Genomic DNA, 15,793 nt, shown 5'->3' with positions numbered 1-15,793 from the left:
CCGGTCACCACTCCGCTGCTGCGGCCGGGGCGGGAGCCATGGTGCGCTCCGGGCGCACCGCGGCCGGAGCGGAGGTGACGCTGCCCGGTTCGTGGATCAGCTCCTGCCGGGCCCGGGGCGGTTCCTTCCGCGGTGCAGTGCCGCCGGTCGGCCGGATGGCCGTCCATGGTGCCGGTGTCGTGCTGCCGGCCGGTGGCGCAGGGGGCTCGGCCGGGGGCCGGTAGGTGTCGAAGAGTTCGCCGAGCGTGCGGATGAGCGCCTTACGGTGTCCCTGCTCGGCCGCGGCCCGCAGTTCGTCCAGTCGCCGGGCCAGATCGGGCTGTACCGGCTTCAGGCCGAGGCTCCAGATGCGTGGGTGAGCGGTTGGATTGCGCAGCTCCTGCGTTCCGACGAGCTCCTCGCGCAGTTTCTCGCCCGGCTGCAGGCCGGTGACCCGGACCGGTGGCATGCTGATGCCCTGGAAGGCGGCCAGCCGCTCGACGAGCTGGATGATCCGGACCGGTTCGCCCATGTCCAGTGAGTACACCTCGCCATGTGACGCCATGGCCGATGCCTGGATCAGCAGGGACACGGCTTCCGAGACGGACATGAAGAACCGGGTCGCCTCGGGGTCGGTCACCGTGATCGGCAGTCCACGCCGCAGCTGCTCCAGCACGGTGCCGAGGAAGGAACCACGGCTGCCCAGGACGTTGCCGAAACGTACCGAGGCGAACGCGATGCGTCGCGCACCCTGCCCCGCGCCCGCCCGTAGAACCTCCTCGGCCAAACGCTTCGTCGCCCCGAGCACCGAAGCCGGATCGGCAGCTTTATCGGTGGAGACGAGGGTGAATCGTTCGACACCTGTCTGCAATGCGGCATCGACCAGGTTCTGGGTGCCCAGCACGTTGGTCTTGACCGCTTCGGCCGGGTTGCGTTCCAGCAGTGGCAGATGCTTCAGCGCGGCGGCGTGGTAGACGATCTCCGGCCGGGTCCGCCGGAAGAGCCGCTGCATCCTGGCCGCATCCCGGATGTCCGCCAGCAGAGCACGGTCGTCCTCGTGGAACCCCCTGCCGTTCAGCGCCAGCACCGTGCTGTGCAGGGCGTACTCGTCCTGGTCCAGCAGGAAGACCGGGCCCGCCCCGCAGTCGACGGCTCTGCGTGCGAGGGCGCCGCCGATGGTGCCGCCGGCCCCGGTCACCAGGACCCGCCTGCCGCGCAGCAGGGCCTCTTCCTCGCCGGTACGAAGAGGCCAGGACGGCCGGGCGAGCAGTGTCTCGGCGTCTGGTGGTCGACAGTGTTCGGCGGCACGTGGAAGGGTCGTCTTCGACACAGTCAGTCCTTGCACCTTGTCGTGCACCGCTCCCGGGCAAGACCGTGAAGAGCTGGTGGCCCGCTCCGAAATGTGGGGAGCCGACAAGGCCGACCTGTAACCCGCGCTCCGAGCGTATAAACGGCCTGATTGCGTGTCTGGCCTCGCGGACGGCGGATGACCTGCCCGAAGGCTCCGTCTTCCCGCTGGCATATTTTCCTGACATTTAGGCAGGTTGGGGCCATGAACCGCCTCGGGGGCGGTCCGGCGGTGACCCCATGGCGGAGGCGTGTCGGCCGAAATGCCTCACTCGACCGGTCTGCCCGGAAATGGTACTCGCGTTCGAGTTCCGAACGCGGGTTTGCTCCTCCTCTGTCGCGATCGGCGACGGAGGGGTGTGAAGGCCCTCGGTGAGCGCCCTGCCGACCTTGCTGAAGTTCCCCCCGCACTGACGTGCTCCGGTCCGCTGATATCGCGGGCCCGCTCTGAGTAGCCGTCCTACCCGGGGCCTCCCCGTTCGGCAAGGGCCGGCGCTTCGGTTCGTGAGGGGTGAGAACCGGGGCCCAGATGGTCGGTCGGCAACGTGCTGCGCATCCGGTTCGATGAGCTGGTGACGAACGCGGTGAAGCAGCGAACGCCATGACGCGGTGTCAGCTCGCAGTGAGTGAGGCGGCGCTGGAGACCGTCCCGTTGTTACGGTTCCTTCGCTGCTTCGCTGCTTCGCTGCTTCGCTGATCCGCTGGTCCGCTGGTCCGCTGGTCCGCTGAGGAGGTCGGGCTGTCCTTCCATACGGTCCGCACCTCTCGCTGGGTGGCCGCGCGGTGGCCTGCCGAGCAACGGAGTCACCGTGCTGGTTTTCTGCGGTGTCCGTACGTCATGACCTTGCACCGCGCTAGCGTGGGGTGTGTGATCGTATGGCTCAACGGCACCCACGGCGCGGGCAAGACGACGACCAGTGCACTCCTGCCGGCTCTGCTCCCGGATTCACGGGTGTTCGATGCCGAGAAGGTCGGCGAGACACTCATGGACATCACGCCGGGGCTGCCTGCGACGGACAATTTCCAGCACTGGCCGCCGTGGCGGCCCCTCGTCGTTGAGACCGCCCGCCGCGTCCTTGACTACACCGGCGGCACGTTGGTGGTGCCCATGACGGTCCTGGTCGAGCAGTACTGGCGCGAGATCAGCACGGGCCTCGCCCAACACGCCATCCCTGTACGGCACTTCGTCCTACACGCTGACCAAGGCACCCTCCGCGGGCGCATCGAGGGGGACACTGTCCTTGGCCCCTCCCCGTTCCGCCTGGCGTACCTCCAGCCCTATGCCGAGGCGGCCCGTACGTGGCTGCACGACGCGGCCGAGGTCGTCGACACCACACACCTCACCCCCGCGCAGGCGGCTGTGCAGATCGCAGAGGCCGTCAAGAGCTGAGGTCCGCCCGCCACACGAAAACAGACGCAGGTCGCCACAGAGAACGCCCTTTTTGGTGTTGAGCAGCGCCACCAGGCTTCGCCAGGGCCCGCTCCAGCCCAGCACGCGGTGTCCTCTTCTTGAAAGGAAGACGAAAGGCCCCCGGGTGCAAGGACGGGTACGAGGGCGAGGACGGGGACGACGGTGAAAGGCCTCTTCTCCGGGCAGGGAACCGGTTGACAAGGAACGTTGGCAGGGAACGTTGGCAAGGAACGTCGGCGCGGCGCGAGGCATCCGTATCAGGCCACACTGCCGCCCCGATCTTTCGCACTGCCGACCCGCTCCTTCGCACTGTCGATGCGTTCCTTTGCGCTAGCCCCCCGCCTTTCGCCGGCCGCCGCACCCTCCGAGCCCCGCGAGCGCCCCGCGCATCGGAGAAACGCAGGCGGCGATGACCTCTCATATCCGCTCCAGCAGGGCCCCGGCTGGGCGGCGACCATGCCCGGTACGAGCCACCTGTACCTGCGCACCGCCCCTCCAGCTCTTCCGGTAGGTTCACGGACATGAGCAGCGTGGAGATGGCGGAGGCCGTGGCCGACTTCGCCGCCCTGGTACGCCGGGTGCACGACACCGGCCGGCGCCTGACGCTCACCGCCGGCGGCGAACCGGCCGCCGTCCTCCTGCCGGCGGCGGAACTGACCGAACTGGACGAGCAGGCCGCCGCCGGCCACGGCGCGCCGGTCGCCGACCGGCTGCCGAAGACGGACGACGAAGCCGTTATGCGTGCGCCGATGAAGGCCGGGCCCTTCCTCAGACACGCCCACACGGACGGCGAGGGCATCACCTTCACCCAGGATGACGGCGTGGCGGTCGCCGTCCTGCTGCCGGCCGCCGAGTTCGACCGCCTGCAAGACCTTGCGAGGATCGGCCGGCAGGGCCGGATGAGCCCCCAACAGAGCGCGGCATTTGCCGAGTTCCTCGCCCGGCAGTCCCCGCCACCGGACGCCTGACCGCCCCAGAAGCCACCCCCGCGGCACCCCCGGAACCGGATGAAGAGGCCCTCCCGTACCCGCGGGTTTCAGATCTCCGGCGCGAGCTCCGGCCCCATGTAACGCTCCAGAAAGGCACGCGCGTAGGCCGGATCCTCCCGCAGCCGGAACAGCCGGGCCCGTCGCAGCCGCTCCAGATACTCCGCATCCGGGGTACCGGGCCGCGGACCGTGCTGGAGATGCAGCATGAAGTGGCTGAACTCCTGCACCTGCCACACATCGGCCAGGCGCCGCCGCGAGTAGGCCGCCAGCACCTCGCCCACCTCCCCACCGGCACCACCACAGAAGTACCGGCCCAGGGCGACCGCGAGATCGGCCGCATCGGCCATGGCCAGGTTCATCCCCTTTCCACCGGACGGTGGCACGATGTGCGCCGCATCCCCCACCAGCGCCACCCGCCCCAGATGCATGGGCTCCACCACCCGCGTCCGCATCTCCACCAGCGACCGCTCCAGCACCGGCCCCCGCCGCAGCACCCCCGGCGGCAGTGCCAGCCGGCCCTCCAGCTCCCGCCACAACCGCTCCTCAGGCCAGTCCGCCACGCCCTCGCCCTCGGCCACCTCCACGTACAGGCGCGTCACCTCCGGCGAACGCAGCATCTGCCCTGCGAACCCGTCGCCGTGCTGGCCGTAGACGGTATGCGGCGCGAAAGGCGGCGTCTGCGCCAGCACACCCAGCAGCCGAACACCGTGCCGCACGTCGTACTCGGTGAACGCCTCAGCAGGCAGGGCGCCGCGCACCGGACCGTACTGACCGGCCGCCTCCACCACCACCTCGGCTCGCACCACTGTGCCCTCCGCACACCGCACCACCGGCAGCCCCCGCTCATCGCCCAGACCGACCACAGGGTGTCCCAGCAGCACAGATCCACCCGCCGCCTGATACCCCTCCAGCAGATCGGCCACCACCTCCTGCTGCGGATACACAAAGCTCGGCGCGTCACCGCACAGCTCCCCGTAATCCAGCCGCACCACCTCACCGTCATACCGGAACTCGCACGCGGTGTGCGGCAGCCCCTCGGCACGCAACCGCTTCGAACGCCCCAAACGGTCCAGCAGCTGCACGGTACGGCGCTCCAGAAAACCGGCCCGGGCCCGGGCCACCAGCTGCTCATGGTCGAACTTGTCCACCACTACACAGTCCACACCCCGCTCGTGCAGCAGCGTCGCCAGCGTCAGGCCCGCAGGCCCGGCACCGACGACAGCCACCTGGGTCTCGATGGTCCCCACCACAGTGCTCCTTCATTCGTGCTCGGCAAGAGGGCAGGGAGTCACCACACAGAAAAACACTGCGGGACGAGCCTCTCCACCACACCCGACGCTACCGCCCCCAGCACCCCAGCCCCCGCACCGCCATGCACCCACCACCGGCATACACACTCCCTCCCGGACCCCCCCGCGCTCCCACCACCAACCGTCCGACGAAACAGAGGCACCCCCGCGCCCTGACGTCCGTCAGCCCGGAGTCGGCCGGAGGCTTCCAGCATCCCCGGCGCACAGCAATCCTGGGTCTGGAGCGCGGATTCCCTCGACGCTCAGCTCCGGAACCGGACCACGCCCTGACCGGATGAGGGACACACCACCGGATACGGTCCCCGCGCCGGCACCGGCGCATCTTCGTACTCCCGAAACGCTGATCCAGGTGGAAGCGATGAATACTGAGCACGCCACGATCACCACACCTGTCACCGTCGACATCCTGCGCGGTTCACTCGATGTGGAAGCGACTGTGCACGGTCTGCTGCCGCATCGGCTGCCCGCCTGGGCGCGCCGGCAGATCCCTGACGACATGCTGGCCGTATCCGAGGCCCAGTCCTCCGGCGTGCGGGTGGTTTTCCGCACCCGGGCCACCACGGTCGAGCTGGACACGCTGCCCACCAAGCGGGTCTACCCGGGTTTCCCGGCTCCGGCGGACGGCGTGTACGACCTGCTGGTCGACGGCCGTCTCGCTGCTCAGGCCACGGTGGCCGGCGGAAACGTGCGCACGGTCACCGACATGTTCACCCAGTCCTCCGAGCTGTCGGAGGGGCCTGCCGGCACCGCCCGGTTCACCGGTCTGCCGGCGGTGGACAAGGACGTTGAGATCTGGCTCCCGCATACGGAGATCACCGAGCTGATCGCCCTGCGCACCGACGCCCCTGTCGAGCCGGTACCGGACAGCGGGCGCAGGGTGTGGCTGCACCATGGCAGTTCCATCAGCCACGGCTCGAACGCCACCCACCCGACCGCCATCTGGCCGGCCCTGGCAGCCGCCCAAGGCGACGTGGAGCTGGTCAACATGGGGTTCGGCGGCAGTGCACTGCTGGATGCGTTCACCGCCCGTGCGATGCGGGACACCCCTGCCGACCTGATCAGCGTCAAGGTGGGCATCAATGTCGTCACCGCCGACGCCATGCGCCTGCGCGCCTTCGCCCCTGCGGTCCACGGTTTCCTCGACACCATCCGCGAGGGGCATCCGACCACGCCGCTGCTGGTTGTGTCTCCCGTCCTCTGTCCGATCCACGAAGACACCCCAGGCCCGCTCGGCCCCGATTTCGACGGCGGGACCGTGCGATTCAGGGCCACCGGTGATCCGGCCGAACGCGCCGCCGGGCGCCTGACACTCAACGTCATCCGTGATGAACTCGCCCGGATCGTCGAACAGCGGGCGGCTCACGATGCGAACCTGCACTACCTCGACGGCCGTGATCTGTACGGCGAGCGGGACTACGCACAATTTCCCATGCCGGACGAGGTCCACCCTGATACGGCAGGACACCGCCGCATCGGCGAGAACTTCGGGCGGCTTGCGTTCGGCGACGGCGGTCCTTTCGCCACCAAGACCGGCTGACCACATTCGCGGTCACGCAGACCGCCATCGCCGGGCGACCGGTGCTGATAAGGAGCCGCTTCCGACCTGACCGATCGGCAGGCGCTTCGCGTACTTGTCCATCCCTCGGCAATCGATCTGTCCAGCGCGACCCTGCGCTACTTGTCCGGCCTACTCGCCCTGTCCGAGGCTCGGCGTGCAGCGGTACGGGCGCTGCCCCGAGGCGCCCGCGTGCTGACGCCGGGCGAAGACAGCGGTGATCGACCATGCCACGTACGTGCCCGGCCGCTGGCGGTGGCGACAGTCGGCGGTGGGCGTCGGCCACGACCCGAGCGGGTCCCGTTCCGTTACCTGGAGCCGCGAATTCGTGCCGGGCTCAGGGTGCCAGCACGACCCTGCCGAACACCTTGCCCGCATCCATTTCGCGGTGGGCCAGCACCGCCTGGTCCAGCGGCAGCACCTCGTGCACGACCGTGCGCAGGTTCCCGTGTGCGGCATCGGCGAACTGGGATGACCGTACGGTCTGCCGGTCGGGGCCGGGCACGGTGTCGGAGCTGAAGGTGGCGAACGACAGCGACCTGCGGAAGGCGCCCATCAGGCGCACGCCGAAGTCCGCCGGCGGCTGTCCACCGACCAGACCGACAGCCACATACCGCCCGTTGGAGTTCAACTTGTCCAGGAAGGGGGACAGCTGGGGTCCCGCTACGACATCGATCACCACGTCGAAGCCCGTCGGCGCGTCCGGACCGCCGCCCTCGCCGGAGCGGTCGAGGACATGGGACGCGCCCAGGTCCCGCAGGCGGGCGCCACGCTCCGCCGATGAGGTGGTGACCGCCACGGCGCCCGCGCCGCCTTTGGCTGCGAGCTGGACGGCCGTGATCCCGATGCTGCCCGCCGCACCGCGCACCAGCACCGTTTCGCCGGGGAGGAAACGGGCCCGGTCCAGGGCGAAGTGGGCGACCACGCCGGAGCCGCCGAGAGTCACCGCATCGGCGCCGGTCAGGCCGTCGGGCAGGGGAAGGACGTCCTCGACCGCGGTGACGGCCTGCTCGGCGTACCCACCGGACAATCCGGTGAATGCCCACACCCGCCGCCCGAGCCACGAGGCGTCCACGCCCTCTCCCACCGCGGTGACCCTTCCCGCCACCTCGCTGCCGAGGAGATGGCCCTCCCGGAAGCCGTACGCGGCGAGCGTGTCCCGGCGGATCATGGCGTCCACGCCGCCCACCCCGATCGCCTCCGTCGCTATTTGCACCTGCCCCGGGGCAGGAACGGGCACGGGCAGGTCGACGACCTCCAGGCCGTCGGGGTCTCCGAACGTCCTGATGACGACGGCTTTCATCGCTGCTCCTCGGGTCGGTGGTGGGACGGACCGCGGCTGTTGCGGTCGTGGGCGTCGAGTCGGCCCCGCAGCCGGGGCGTCACCGGCAGAGCGCCGGGGCGGGGTGGTGCCACCGCCATCGGAACGTAACGGACGCCCCCGTCCGGTTGAGTAAAGTGAGAGACGATGACCGGCCACTTGCCTCGGACCGTGCGCTCCGACGCCCGCGACAACCGGGCCCGTATCCTGGATTCCGCCCGCGCGGTGTTCGGCGAGGAGGGCCTGAGTGCGCCCATGCGCGAGGTCGCCCGGCACGCAGGCGTCGGCCCCGCCACGCTGTACCGGCACTTCCCGACCAAGCAGGACCTGATCGTGGAGACCTTCGCCGAGCAGCGGCGAGCCTGCCATGCCGCCGTCAGCGACGCCCTCGCGGACTCGGACCCGTGGCACGGATTCCGGAGCCTGGTCGAGCGGATCTGCGAACTCCACGCGCACAGCCGGGGATTCGCCGACGCCTTCATGAGGGAATTCCCCGAGGCCATGGACTTCGCCGCCGACCGGGAGCGGACTCTGCGCGCGGTCGCCGAACTGGCGCGCCGTGCCCAGGAGTCGGGCCGGCTCCGCCCCGGCTTCGTCGTCGACGACCTGATCCTCATGCTCATGGCCCACCGGGGCCTCCAAGACACGCCGCGTGCCGCCCGGATCACAGCCTCCCGCCGCTTCGCGGCCTATGTGATCGAGGCGTTCCGCGCCGTACCGGAGGAGGGAGCCCCTGCGCCGCTGCCACCGGCTCCACGCCTGCAACTCACGCACTCGCCCAGCACGCCGTGAGCCCGCTACCAGGAGGACTGCCGATCCGTGCAGGCCGACAGCCGTATCGGGGCCCTGCCGCAGCCAGGTTGGACAAGACTCAATGGAGGAGTGCACGCCCACGATGCACCCCCTACGCCGGCTCGCGCGTATGGGCGATGGCCACCGTGAGGGGGACCCGGGCGCGGTCGGGACAGGCGGCTTGGCTGGAGCCGCCGGGAGGCAGCGCACTACGCGTACCACGGATGCCAGAACGTCGCTTGGCGCATGCCCCCGCACTTCTGGTCTCCGGACGGGCGAGCAAAAGGCCGGCAGCTGCGAGCAGCGGTTCTGGCAGAGTTCGGGGTGTACCGTCAGCCGAATACGGACAGCACGGGGGCAGTGACAGAGTTCCCCGGTAGTCCGCCTGAGACGAGACTGCTGATCTCTGCGGAGTGGGGCAGTCCAGAAGGACCGAACTCGGGAGCAGCCGTGGAAGCAGTGGTCAAGTGGGTGAACGTTGATGAGGGACTGCCGGAGGAGGGGCTGCCCGTGGCAGCGGCGACATGGGGTCGCTATCCGCCCGACAGTACGGCGGAGTCCGATGCGGCGGCCGGGGAGGACTTCTGGCTGGTGCTGCCCATGCACTTCACCACACTCCACGTCGGCGACGACGGAACCGAGTACCGCGATTGCTTCGTCGACTCCGATCGTGTCGTCCGTCTGCCCTACGGCCGTCCCTGCAGCGAATCCGTGACGCACTGGGCGTACCTTCCCGCGTTGCCAGGTATGGCTGTGCACCAGGTGCTGGGCGCGGACGCGCAGACCGCCGCCCAAGCTGCCCTGAATGAGGGCCAGGCCTGACCTCATCCGTGGAGCAGGGACTGCACACGGGATGAGCGACTCGGTCAGAGCAGCGAGCCGAACGAAAGGCGCCCCCGAAGGTCCGCCTCATCCAGCCGGCTGCCCCCGGCTGCGGCTCCCAGTCCTGGGCGAGTGCGGCAGCCGGGCCGCGGTCGGCGCCGTCTTCGGCCACGGCCACACCGAACAGCCGCAGATCCGAGGACTGCCGTCGTCGCTGCGGCCCGGCATGCTGCTGGCCGACGCTGCTACGACGGCTTGGAGGCCCCGCGGGAGGCCGTCGACCCCGATCTGCTGTGACGGGTGCGGAACGGGCGGCTGTTGTCCGAGGGCACCCATCTCAGCATGGTCACTGCCCGCTACTCCGATGACCGGCTGACCTGCTGGATTGCGCCGCGGCCGGTGCGGCCGAGGTCCACCGACCTCTCCCTGCTCCCTGCGGGTGATCAGCTGCCGGGACAGCCGGACCGCCATGGACGGCACCCGTCGCCCCAGCACCATCCGGTCACCACGCTGCACGGCCCACCACGCCATCCCGCCGCCGAGCCGGCCGTCCTGTATGACCGGCGCCGAGACATCGAGACCGTCCTTCCACGGGACACGGCCCCCTTGCGCGCAGCCGGCCGCATCCTGCGCTCGCGGCCCCTCGACGCCGATCAGATGCTCGCGTCGCAGGCAAACGCGCGGTGACGTCGGGTTCTGCGCGAAGGCGTGGCGGGGATACGTGCCTCAGCCGTGGTCCCGCACCGCCGCGAGGCACTGGTCGTAGAGATCTGCCAGGTCGATCCGTCCGTCATGTCCGGCCCAGAGTTCGGTTGCCGTGTCGATACAGGCGAAGACCGTCGCGACGATCGCCTTGGCCTGCGTGTCGGGAGCCGGGCGGCCGGAGCCGTTGCCCAGCCGCGCCCGGATGATGGGGACGAGTTCGGCCTGCCAGCGCAGTCGCTTCTCGATGTAGCGGGCATGCAGCGAGGGCGTGTCGAAGATGAGGCGGGAGAGTTCCAGCGCACGCTCAGGGGGGTGGTTGGCGGTCAGAATGACCTCGAATCCGGCGCGCAGGGCATCCCAGGCGGACATCTCGGCCGGTTGCTGCTCGACGGTCCGTTTCAGCAGCTCGCCCAGCGCCTCCTGGTCGCCGCAGACCAGGTCCTCCTTGGTTCCGAAGTAGCGGAAGAGGGAGCGCTGCGAGACCCCCGCCTCCCGCGCGATCTGCGCGATCGTCGTCTGCTCGTAGCCCTGCTCGGCGAACAGGCGTACCGCCGTATCCAGGATCGCCTGGACGGCGACCTGTCGCGAACGCTCCCACAAGGTCGTCATGGACGTCAGGATATGCCTCTGGACAGCGACCGCCTACTTGGCATTAACTGCCAGGAAGGCAGCGACTGAAAGAAGGATGACCATGTCGGCCGTCGACTACCACGGACACACCACCCTCATCACCGGGGCCAGCGCGGGCCTCGGCGCCGAGTTCGCCCGCCAGCTCGCCGCCCGCGGCTCCGACCTGGTGCTGGTCGCCCGCCGCAGGGAACGCCTGGAGAAGCTGGCCACCGAGCTGCGCGAACAGCATCGGATCCAGGTGCACGTGGTGGAGATGGACCTGGCCACGGACCACCCGGGGCAGGCGCTGGCCGCGCAGGTGGCCCAGCTCGGCCTGCACGTCACGAGCCTGATCAACAACGCCGGGTTCGCCACCTTCGGCCCTTTCCACCAGGCGGACCCGGACCGGCTGCGCCGGGAGATCGCGGTCGATGTGACCGCGGTCGCCGACATCAGCCGTGCCTTCATCGACCAACTGCGTACCGCGGGCCGCGGGGTACTGGTCAACGTGGCGAGCATGGCCGCCTACCAGCCCAACCCGCGCATGGCGCTCTACGGGGCGACCAAGGCGTTCGTGCTCAGCCTCACCGAGGCTCTGTGGGAGGAGTCACGCGGCACCGGTCTACGGGTACTGGCCCTGTCCCCCGGCGCGACCCGGACCGAGTTCTTCGACGTCGTGGGCACCCCACAGGCCGCCGGAGGGACCAGGCTCGCCTCACCCGTCGACGTCGTCCGCACCGCGCTGGCCGCCCTGGACCGCAGGAACCCGCCGCCCAGCGTCATCGCAGGCCGCATGAACCGGATAATGGCCTTCCTCGCCCGCCGCCTGGCCACCCGGCGCCAGGTCATCCGGGCCATCGGCCGGCTCACCGCCAAGGGGGCATGACGATGGGCGGAAAGGTCGAAGTGACTCCCGAAGCACGACAATCTGCGGGCGCTACGGCAGCGTCTCGACCGTGGTGATCCGGCTGGTGAGGACACCGACGGCTGCGAGCGCGTCCTGAAGACCTGGACGGCCCAGGGCGAGGTAGCAGGACCGCAGAGCCCGTAGCCGCATCGACCGTGGGTGCGGCCGCGCGAGACGCACGCTCCTGGCACGGTTCGACTTCAACGCCCCTTGACAGAGCCTGTGCGCGACCCGGACTCGGCTACTCGGCTTTCGGGGACTCTGTGGCCACTCCATGGCAGCCAGCGGACCTGCGGCCAGACTCTGAGCCGCGAGTGTGGCCACACTCGCGGGCGCCGCCGTGGTCAGTCGGTCTCCTCCAGCAGGAGGTCGCCGCTCAAGGCGGCGCGGGCGGTGGCCAGGAGGGCGCGGTCGTGGGTGAGGGCGTGGCTGCGCAGGCGCAGCCAGGGCGTGTTCGGGGGAGAGGCCGTGGTGCTGGGCGAGGATACCGGCGGCTTGGTGGGCGGGGGAGAAGGGGAGGGCGAAGAGGTCGGTGAGCCAGCAAGGCTGGCTCAAGGCGGCGTGTGCGGTGGCGTCGGCGAGGGCGAGGGCGTCGGTCAGCTGGCGAGAGGTCAGCGGCTGCGCGTGGGTGCGGTGGCCGGTGAGCGCGCCGACGGTGACGTTGCGGACCCGGAGGGGGAACCGGAGGGGGAAGGCGAAGAGCGCGCCGATGCCCAGGCATGTGAGGGCCGGCACGAGGCCGAGCCACACCTCCGGCGGGACGGCGGTGAGGTCGGAGACCAGCAGGGTGTGGCCGTAGGAGCGCCGGTCGCCCGGTGGGAGAGCCGACCGCGGACGATACTGGTCGCCGGTCGCGGCGGTGAGCAGTGGTGCCCGGAGTCGATGCCGTGGCCGCGGACGTTGTGGGCCCACCGGCGCCGGATCGCGCGGGGATCTCCGTACAGATCCTCCAGGCCGTCTTGCGGTGACCACAGGAGCGCTGGTCGGCAAGGAAGTCGAGGAGCTCTTCCGTGACGCGCTCGGGTGCGTCCTCCATCAAGAAGTGTCCGGCCCTGGGGGTGACGGTGAGGCGGGCGCCGGGGGATGTCCTCGGCGAGCCGGCGCGCGTAGGCCTGGGGCTGCCACTGGTCGCGCTCGCCCCGGAGGATACGGACCGGCATGGTCAGGGAAGCGAGCTGGTCGGTGATCTCTTCGGTGTACCGGGAGTCGTAGTGCCGCACCCGGTGCTCGAAATAGCTGTTGGCGGATGGCTGATGTTCGCGAGCTGAGCTCGAAGCTGCCTGCTGCCCGCGACGCGTACGGGTGGCCAGCCCCAACCGGTATCTCAGCTCGGCGCGCCTCGGGCCGTTCCTGGAGCATCTCCCTCGGGAAAAGAGGGAGACATGTGCGGCATGTGGTGCTGCAGGAGTTGGAGGAAGGCACGGGCAGCGGGTGTTGCCGTGGAAGCCTTCCAGACGGCGCCCACCGTTCGCGGGGCCACATCCGTCACGGTTACCGCGCTCACCTGGGGCATACGCGTGGCGGCGGCAGCGGGTACCAGACCTATGCCCAGGCCGCGCCCCACGAGCTCCTCCAGCAGCGCCATGGTGTCGGCCTCGAAGGCGACGGTGCGGGGAACGCCCGCCGTCGCGAACGCCGTGTCGTTGTGCCGGCGGATGCCGGAGCCCGGAGGCATGTCGATCATTGTTTCCTCGGCCAGCCGGCCGAGCGTAGCCTGCGCCGTATCGGCCAGCCGGTGTCCGTGCGGGACGATGGCGACCAGGTCTTCGTGTGCGAGCTCCCGCCCGGCCAGTCCGGCGGGAAGCCGGCCGGGACCCATATCGACGAATGCGAGGTCGAGGGCGTCCTCGCGTACCTGCTGCAACAAGTCCCGGACCGGTCGGGCACGCAGGGTGACGTGCACATCCGGGTGCCGGCCCCGGTAGGCAGCGAGCAGGCCCGGCAAATCCACCGCGGTGAGCGGGGCGATGATGCCGAGGCTCAACTGACCGCGCACCTCACTGCCGCAGGCCACTGCCTCGGCACCGGCTCGTTCCACAGCGGCCAGGGCCTCGCGTGCGGGCCCGAGGAAAGCCTCGCCGGCCGCAGTCACCCGCACCCGCCGGCTCGTCCGCTCGAACAGCCGGGTACCCAACTCCTGCTCCAGTCGGGCGATTTGGTGACTGAGCGCGGACTGAACCACGAAACAGCGATGTGCGGCGCGAGTGAAGCTGCCCGTTTCGGCGACGGCAACGACGTAGGTGAGCTGACGGAGTTCCACCCATCCATCGTGGATTGCGATCGATCGCATGACAACCATCTGTTGGATTCATGCGAACAGTGCGGAGAGCATGAAACCGGCCCCATCCGACGGGCGGCGCGGACACTGCACCGCTCATCGCCGACGAGCCACAGATTTTGTGTGCCGACAGACGAACCACAGGTTCCGTGTACCGACGGACGAACCACAGACGTACTTTGCCGACGAACGACACCGGAAGGCGACGCATATGGCCTGTCCCCCGGCTTCCTCAGCCGCACAACCACCACCTGCCGCAGGCGCGGCCGGGCACCCCGCAGGAAATGCCACCACCGACGGCCCGGGGCGCGGCACGATCACCGTGATGTCCGTGGCCGTCGGCCTGTGCGTGGCGAGCAACTACTATGCCCAGCCGCTGTTGGACACCATCGCCGCAGACCTGGGGCTGTCGGCCACCTCGGCCGCGCTGGTGGTGACGGTCGCTCAGGTCGGATACGCACTCGGACTGGTCTTCCTCCTGCCGCTGGGCGACCTGCTGGAACGGCGCCGGCTGGTGTGCGGCCTGACGCTGGCCACGGCGTGCTCCCTGGCGCTGACAGCGGTTGCTCCCAGCGCCCCACTGTTGCTGATGGGCACCGCGCTGACCGGTCTGCTGTCGGTGACCGCCCAGGTCCTGGTGCCGTTCGCCGCCGATCTGGCCGCGCCGCACCGGCGCGGCCAGATCGTAGGAACGGTCATGAGCGGGCTGGTGCTGGGCATGCTCCTGGCCCGCACGGCATCCGGTGCCCTGGCCGCCGTCGGCGGCTGGCGCACCGTGTACTGGGCCGCGACCGCGGCGATGCTCGTTCTCACCGTCGCCCTGCGCCGGGCACTGCCGCAGTTCCAGGTATCGGCCGGTCTGCGCTACACGCGACTGCTGCGCTCCACCGCACGTCTCCTGGTCGAGGAACCGGTCCTCAGAGCCCGTGCCGCCCTTGGTCTCCTGGCCTTCGCCTGCTTCAGCGCGTTGTGGACGTCGCTGGCCTTTCTCCTCTCCGGCCCCGATTACGGCTGGTCGGACGGCGAGATCGGGCTGCTCGGTCTCGCCGGCGCCGCGGGCGCAGTCGCCGCCCAGCTCGCCGGGCGGCTGGCAGACCGAGGACGCACCACACTGACCACGATGACGGCAGCCATCCTCCTGCTCGGCTCATGGGGACTGCTGGCCCTGGGGGCACACCATCTGGCCGCACTCATCGTCGGCATCGTCCTCTTGGACCTAGCCCACCAGGGGGTACACATCACCAACCAATCGCTGATCTACGCCCTGCGGCCGGAGGCACGCGGGCGTATCACCTCGGCATACATGACGTGTTACTTCGCCGGCGGCGCGATCGGCTCAGCCCTGGTCGGCGTAGTACATGCCCACGCCGGGTGGACGGGAGTGTGCCTCCTCGGAGCCGGTCTCTCCCTGCTGTTGTGCCTGGCGGGCGCAGCCGACGCACCGAGCGTACGAAACTGGTGGCGCCGCCAGAGCCGACTGCAAGACCTGTGGACCATGGTCGGCGCGAGCGTCCTGGGCGTCGCAGTACTTGCCCTCATCGGGCTGGCGATACGCCTGGTGACCTGACGTCGTCGGCCTTGAGGACAGCAGCGTGCCGCGGAGGTCACTGCTCCTTTTCGACGCCTTCATCCTCTCCGGCACCTTCACCCTCTTCGTCCTTGGGAGGTCACAGATAGCACAAATCGAGGGTGTAGGCGTCTGTGATGGGGGTCTGCGCCCACTGCGATGAGCAGCCCCAGGATGTCGGTGGCGATGCCCCGCTTGCGG

At 69.8% G+C, this 15,793-nt stretch carries 13 protein-coding genes; 8 read left to right on the top strand and 5 right to left on the bottom strand.

Annotated features, from left to right (window positions below; all coding sequences use genetic code 11):
- Nucleotides 1-4: 4 nt before the first annotated feature.
- A complete protein-coding gene (locus AAC944_RS00250; RefSeq protein WP_196943298.1) occupies nucleotides 5-1,309 on the bottom strand; it encodes a polysaccharide biosynthesis protein in 1,305 nt (434 codons plus the stop codon).
- An 885-nt stretch (nucleotides 1,310-2,194) separates the two neighbouring features.
- Between AAC944_RS00250 and AAC944_RS00245 the strand changes: the two genes are divergently transcribed.
- On the top strand, nucleotides 2,195-2,716 hold the full coding sequence (locus AAC944_RS00245) for an AAA family ATPase (RefSeq protein ID WP_030622688.1): 522 nt from the start codon (nucleotides 2,195-2,197) through the stop codon (nucleotides 2,714-2,716).
- A 542-nt stretch (nucleotides 2,717-3,258) separates the two neighbouring features.
- Nucleotides 3,259-3,705 carry a type II toxin-antitoxin system prevent-host-death family antitoxin gene (locus tag AAC944_RS00240; RefSeq protein ID WP_030622686.1) on the top strand — a complete coding sequence of 149 codons (447 nt, stop codon included), beginning with the start codon at nucleotides 3,259-3,261 and terminating at the stop codon, nucleotides 3,703-3,705.
- Between the two features lie 68 nt (nucleotides 3,706-3,773).
- On the opposite strand, the gene AAC944_RS00235 is transcribed toward AAC944_RS00240, so the two are convergent.
- Nucleotides 3,774-4,973, bottom strand: coding sequence for an FAD-dependent monooxygenase (locus AAC944_RS00235; protein WP_030622677.1), 1,200 nt, complete (start codon nucleotides 4,971-4,973; stop codon nucleotides 3,774-3,776).
- Between the two features lie 421 nt (nucleotides 4,974-5,394).
- Between AAC944_RS00235 and AAC944_RS00230 the strand changes: the two genes are divergently transcribed.
- Nucleotides 5,395-6,573 (top strand): GDSL-type esterase/lipase family protein, encoded by a 1,179-nt coding sequence (locus tag AAC944_RS00230; RefSeq protein ID WP_030622675.1) that lies wholly within the window; start codon nucleotides 5,395-5,397, stop codon nucleotides 6,571-6,573.
- A 355-nt stretch (nucleotides 6,574-6,928) separates the two neighbouring features.
- Here the strand turns inward: AAC944_RS00230 and AAC944_RS00225 are convergent, their stop codons facing one another.
- A complete protein-coding gene (locus tag AAC944_RS00225; RefSeq protein WP_030622673.1) occupies nucleotides 6,929-7,894 on the bottom strand; it encodes a zinc-dependent alcohol dehydrogenase family protein in 966 nt (321 codons plus the stop codon).
- A 165-nt stretch (nucleotides 7,895-8,059) separates the two neighbouring features.
- On the opposite strand from AAC944_RS00225, the gene AAC944_RS00220 reads away from it, so the two are divergent.
- The 3 genes from AAC944_RS00220 to AAC944_RS00210 all read left to right on the top strand — a co-directional run bounded on the left by AAC944_RS00220 (nucleotide 8,060) and on the right by AAC944_RS00210 (nucleotide 10,213).
- Nucleotides 8,060-8,704, top strand: coding sequence for a TetR/AcrR family transcriptional regulator (locus tag AAC944_RS00220; RefSeq protein WP_030622671.1), 645 nt, complete (start codon nucleotides 8,060-8,062; stop codon nucleotides 8,702-8,704).
- A gap of 450 nt (nucleotides 8,705-9,154) precedes the next feature.
- A complete protein-coding gene (locus tag AAC944_RS00215) occupies nucleotides 9,155-9,526 on the top strand; it encodes an AQJ64_40280 family protein (RefSeq protein WP_030622670.1) in 372 nt (123 codons plus the stop codon).
- 318 nt (nucleotides 9,527-9,844) lie between these two features.
- Entirely contained in the window at nucleotides 9,845-10,213 is a 369-nt protein-coding gene (locus AAC944_RS00210) for a hypothetical protein (RefSeq protein WP_196943297.1), read from the top strand.
- Nucleotides 10,214-10,252: 39 nt separating this feature from the next.
- Here AAC944_RS00210 and AAC944_RS00205 read toward each other — a convergent pair whose 3' ends face one another.
- Nucleotides 10,253-10,840: a TetR/AcrR family transcriptional regulator gene (locus tag AAC944_RS00205; protein WP_030622668.1), complete on the bottom strand. Its 588-nt coding sequence runs from the start codon at nucleotides 10,838-10,840 to the stop codon at nucleotides 10,253-10,255.
- A gap of 82 nt (nucleotides 10,841-10,922) precedes the next feature.
- Here AAC944_RS00205 and AAC944_RS00200 point away from each other — a divergent pair, with 82 nt between their 5' ends.
- Nucleotides 10,923-11,726 carry an SDR family NAD(P)-dependent oxidoreductase gene (locus AAC944_RS00200; protein WP_030622666.1) on the top strand — a complete coding sequence of 268 codons (804 nt, stop codon included), beginning with the start codon at nucleotides 10,923-10,925 and terminating at the stop codon, nucleotides 11,724-11,726.
- A 1,345-nt stretch (nucleotides 11,727-13,071) separates the two neighbouring features.
- On the opposite strand, the gene AAC944_RS00195 is transcribed toward AAC944_RS00200, so the two are convergent.
- The gene (locus tag AAC944_RS00195; protein WP_368396719.1) at nucleotides 13,072-14,037 is read right to left on the bottom strand and encodes a LysR family transcriptional regulator; all 966 of its coding nucleotides are present in this window, start codon (nucleotides 14,035-14,037) and stop codon (nucleotides 13,072-13,074) included.
- Between the two features lie 313 nt (nucleotides 14,038-14,350).
- Between AAC944_RS00195 and AAC944_RS00190 the strand changes: the two genes are divergently transcribed.
- Nucleotides 14,351-15,592: an MFS transporter gene (locus AAC944_RS00190; RefSeq protein WP_368396718.1), complete on the top strand. Its 1,242-nt coding sequence runs from the start codon at nucleotides 14,351-14,353 to the stop codon at nucleotides 15,590-15,592.
- Nucleotides 15,593-15,793: the final 201 nt, after the last annotated feature.

Origin of the sequence: Streptomyces sclerotialus (assembly GCF_040907265.1) — a bacterium.
Classification (GTDB): Bacteria; Actinomycetota; Actinomycetes; order Streptomycetales; family Streptomycetaceae; genus Streptomyces; species Streptomyces sclerotialus.
This window is presented reverse-complemented; position numbering and strand designations above follow the sequence as displayed.

Excerpts from the sequence above, each read along its gene's own strand:
- AAC944_RS00230 (WP_030622675.1), top strand. The coding sequence starts at position 5,395 with ATGAATACTGAGCACGCCACGATCACCACACCTGTCACCGTCGACATC.
- AAC944_RS00220 (WP_030622671.1), top strand. The coding sequence starts at position 8,060 with ATGACCGGCCACTTGCCTCGGACCGTGCGCTCCGACGCCCGCGACAAC.
- AAC944_RS00240 (WP_030622686.1), top strand. The coding sequence starts at position 3,259 with ATGAGCAGCGTGGAGATGGCGGAGGCCGTGGCCGACTTCGCCGCCCTG.
- AAC944_RS00190 (WP_368396718.1), top strand. The coding sequence starts at position 14,351 with ATGTCCGTGGCCGTCGGCCTGTGCGTGGCGAGCAACTACTATGCCCAG.
- AAC944_RS00225 (WP_030622673.1), bottom strand. The coding sequence starts at position 7,894 with ATGAAAGCCGTCGTCATCAGGACGTTCGGAGACCCCGACGGCCTGGAG.
- AAC944_RS00195 (WP_368396719.1), bottom strand. The coding sequence starts at position 14,037 with ATGCGATCGATCGCAATCCACGATGGATGGGTGGAACTCCGTCAGCTC.
- AAC944_RS00205 (WP_030622668.1), bottom strand. The coding sequence starts at position 10,840 with ATGACGACCTTGTGGGAGCGTTCGCGACAGGTCGCCGTCCAGGCGATC.
- AAC944_RS00200 (WP_030622666.1), top strand. The coding sequence starts at position 10,923 with ATGTCGGCCGTCGACTACCACGGACACACCACCCTCATCACCGGGGCC.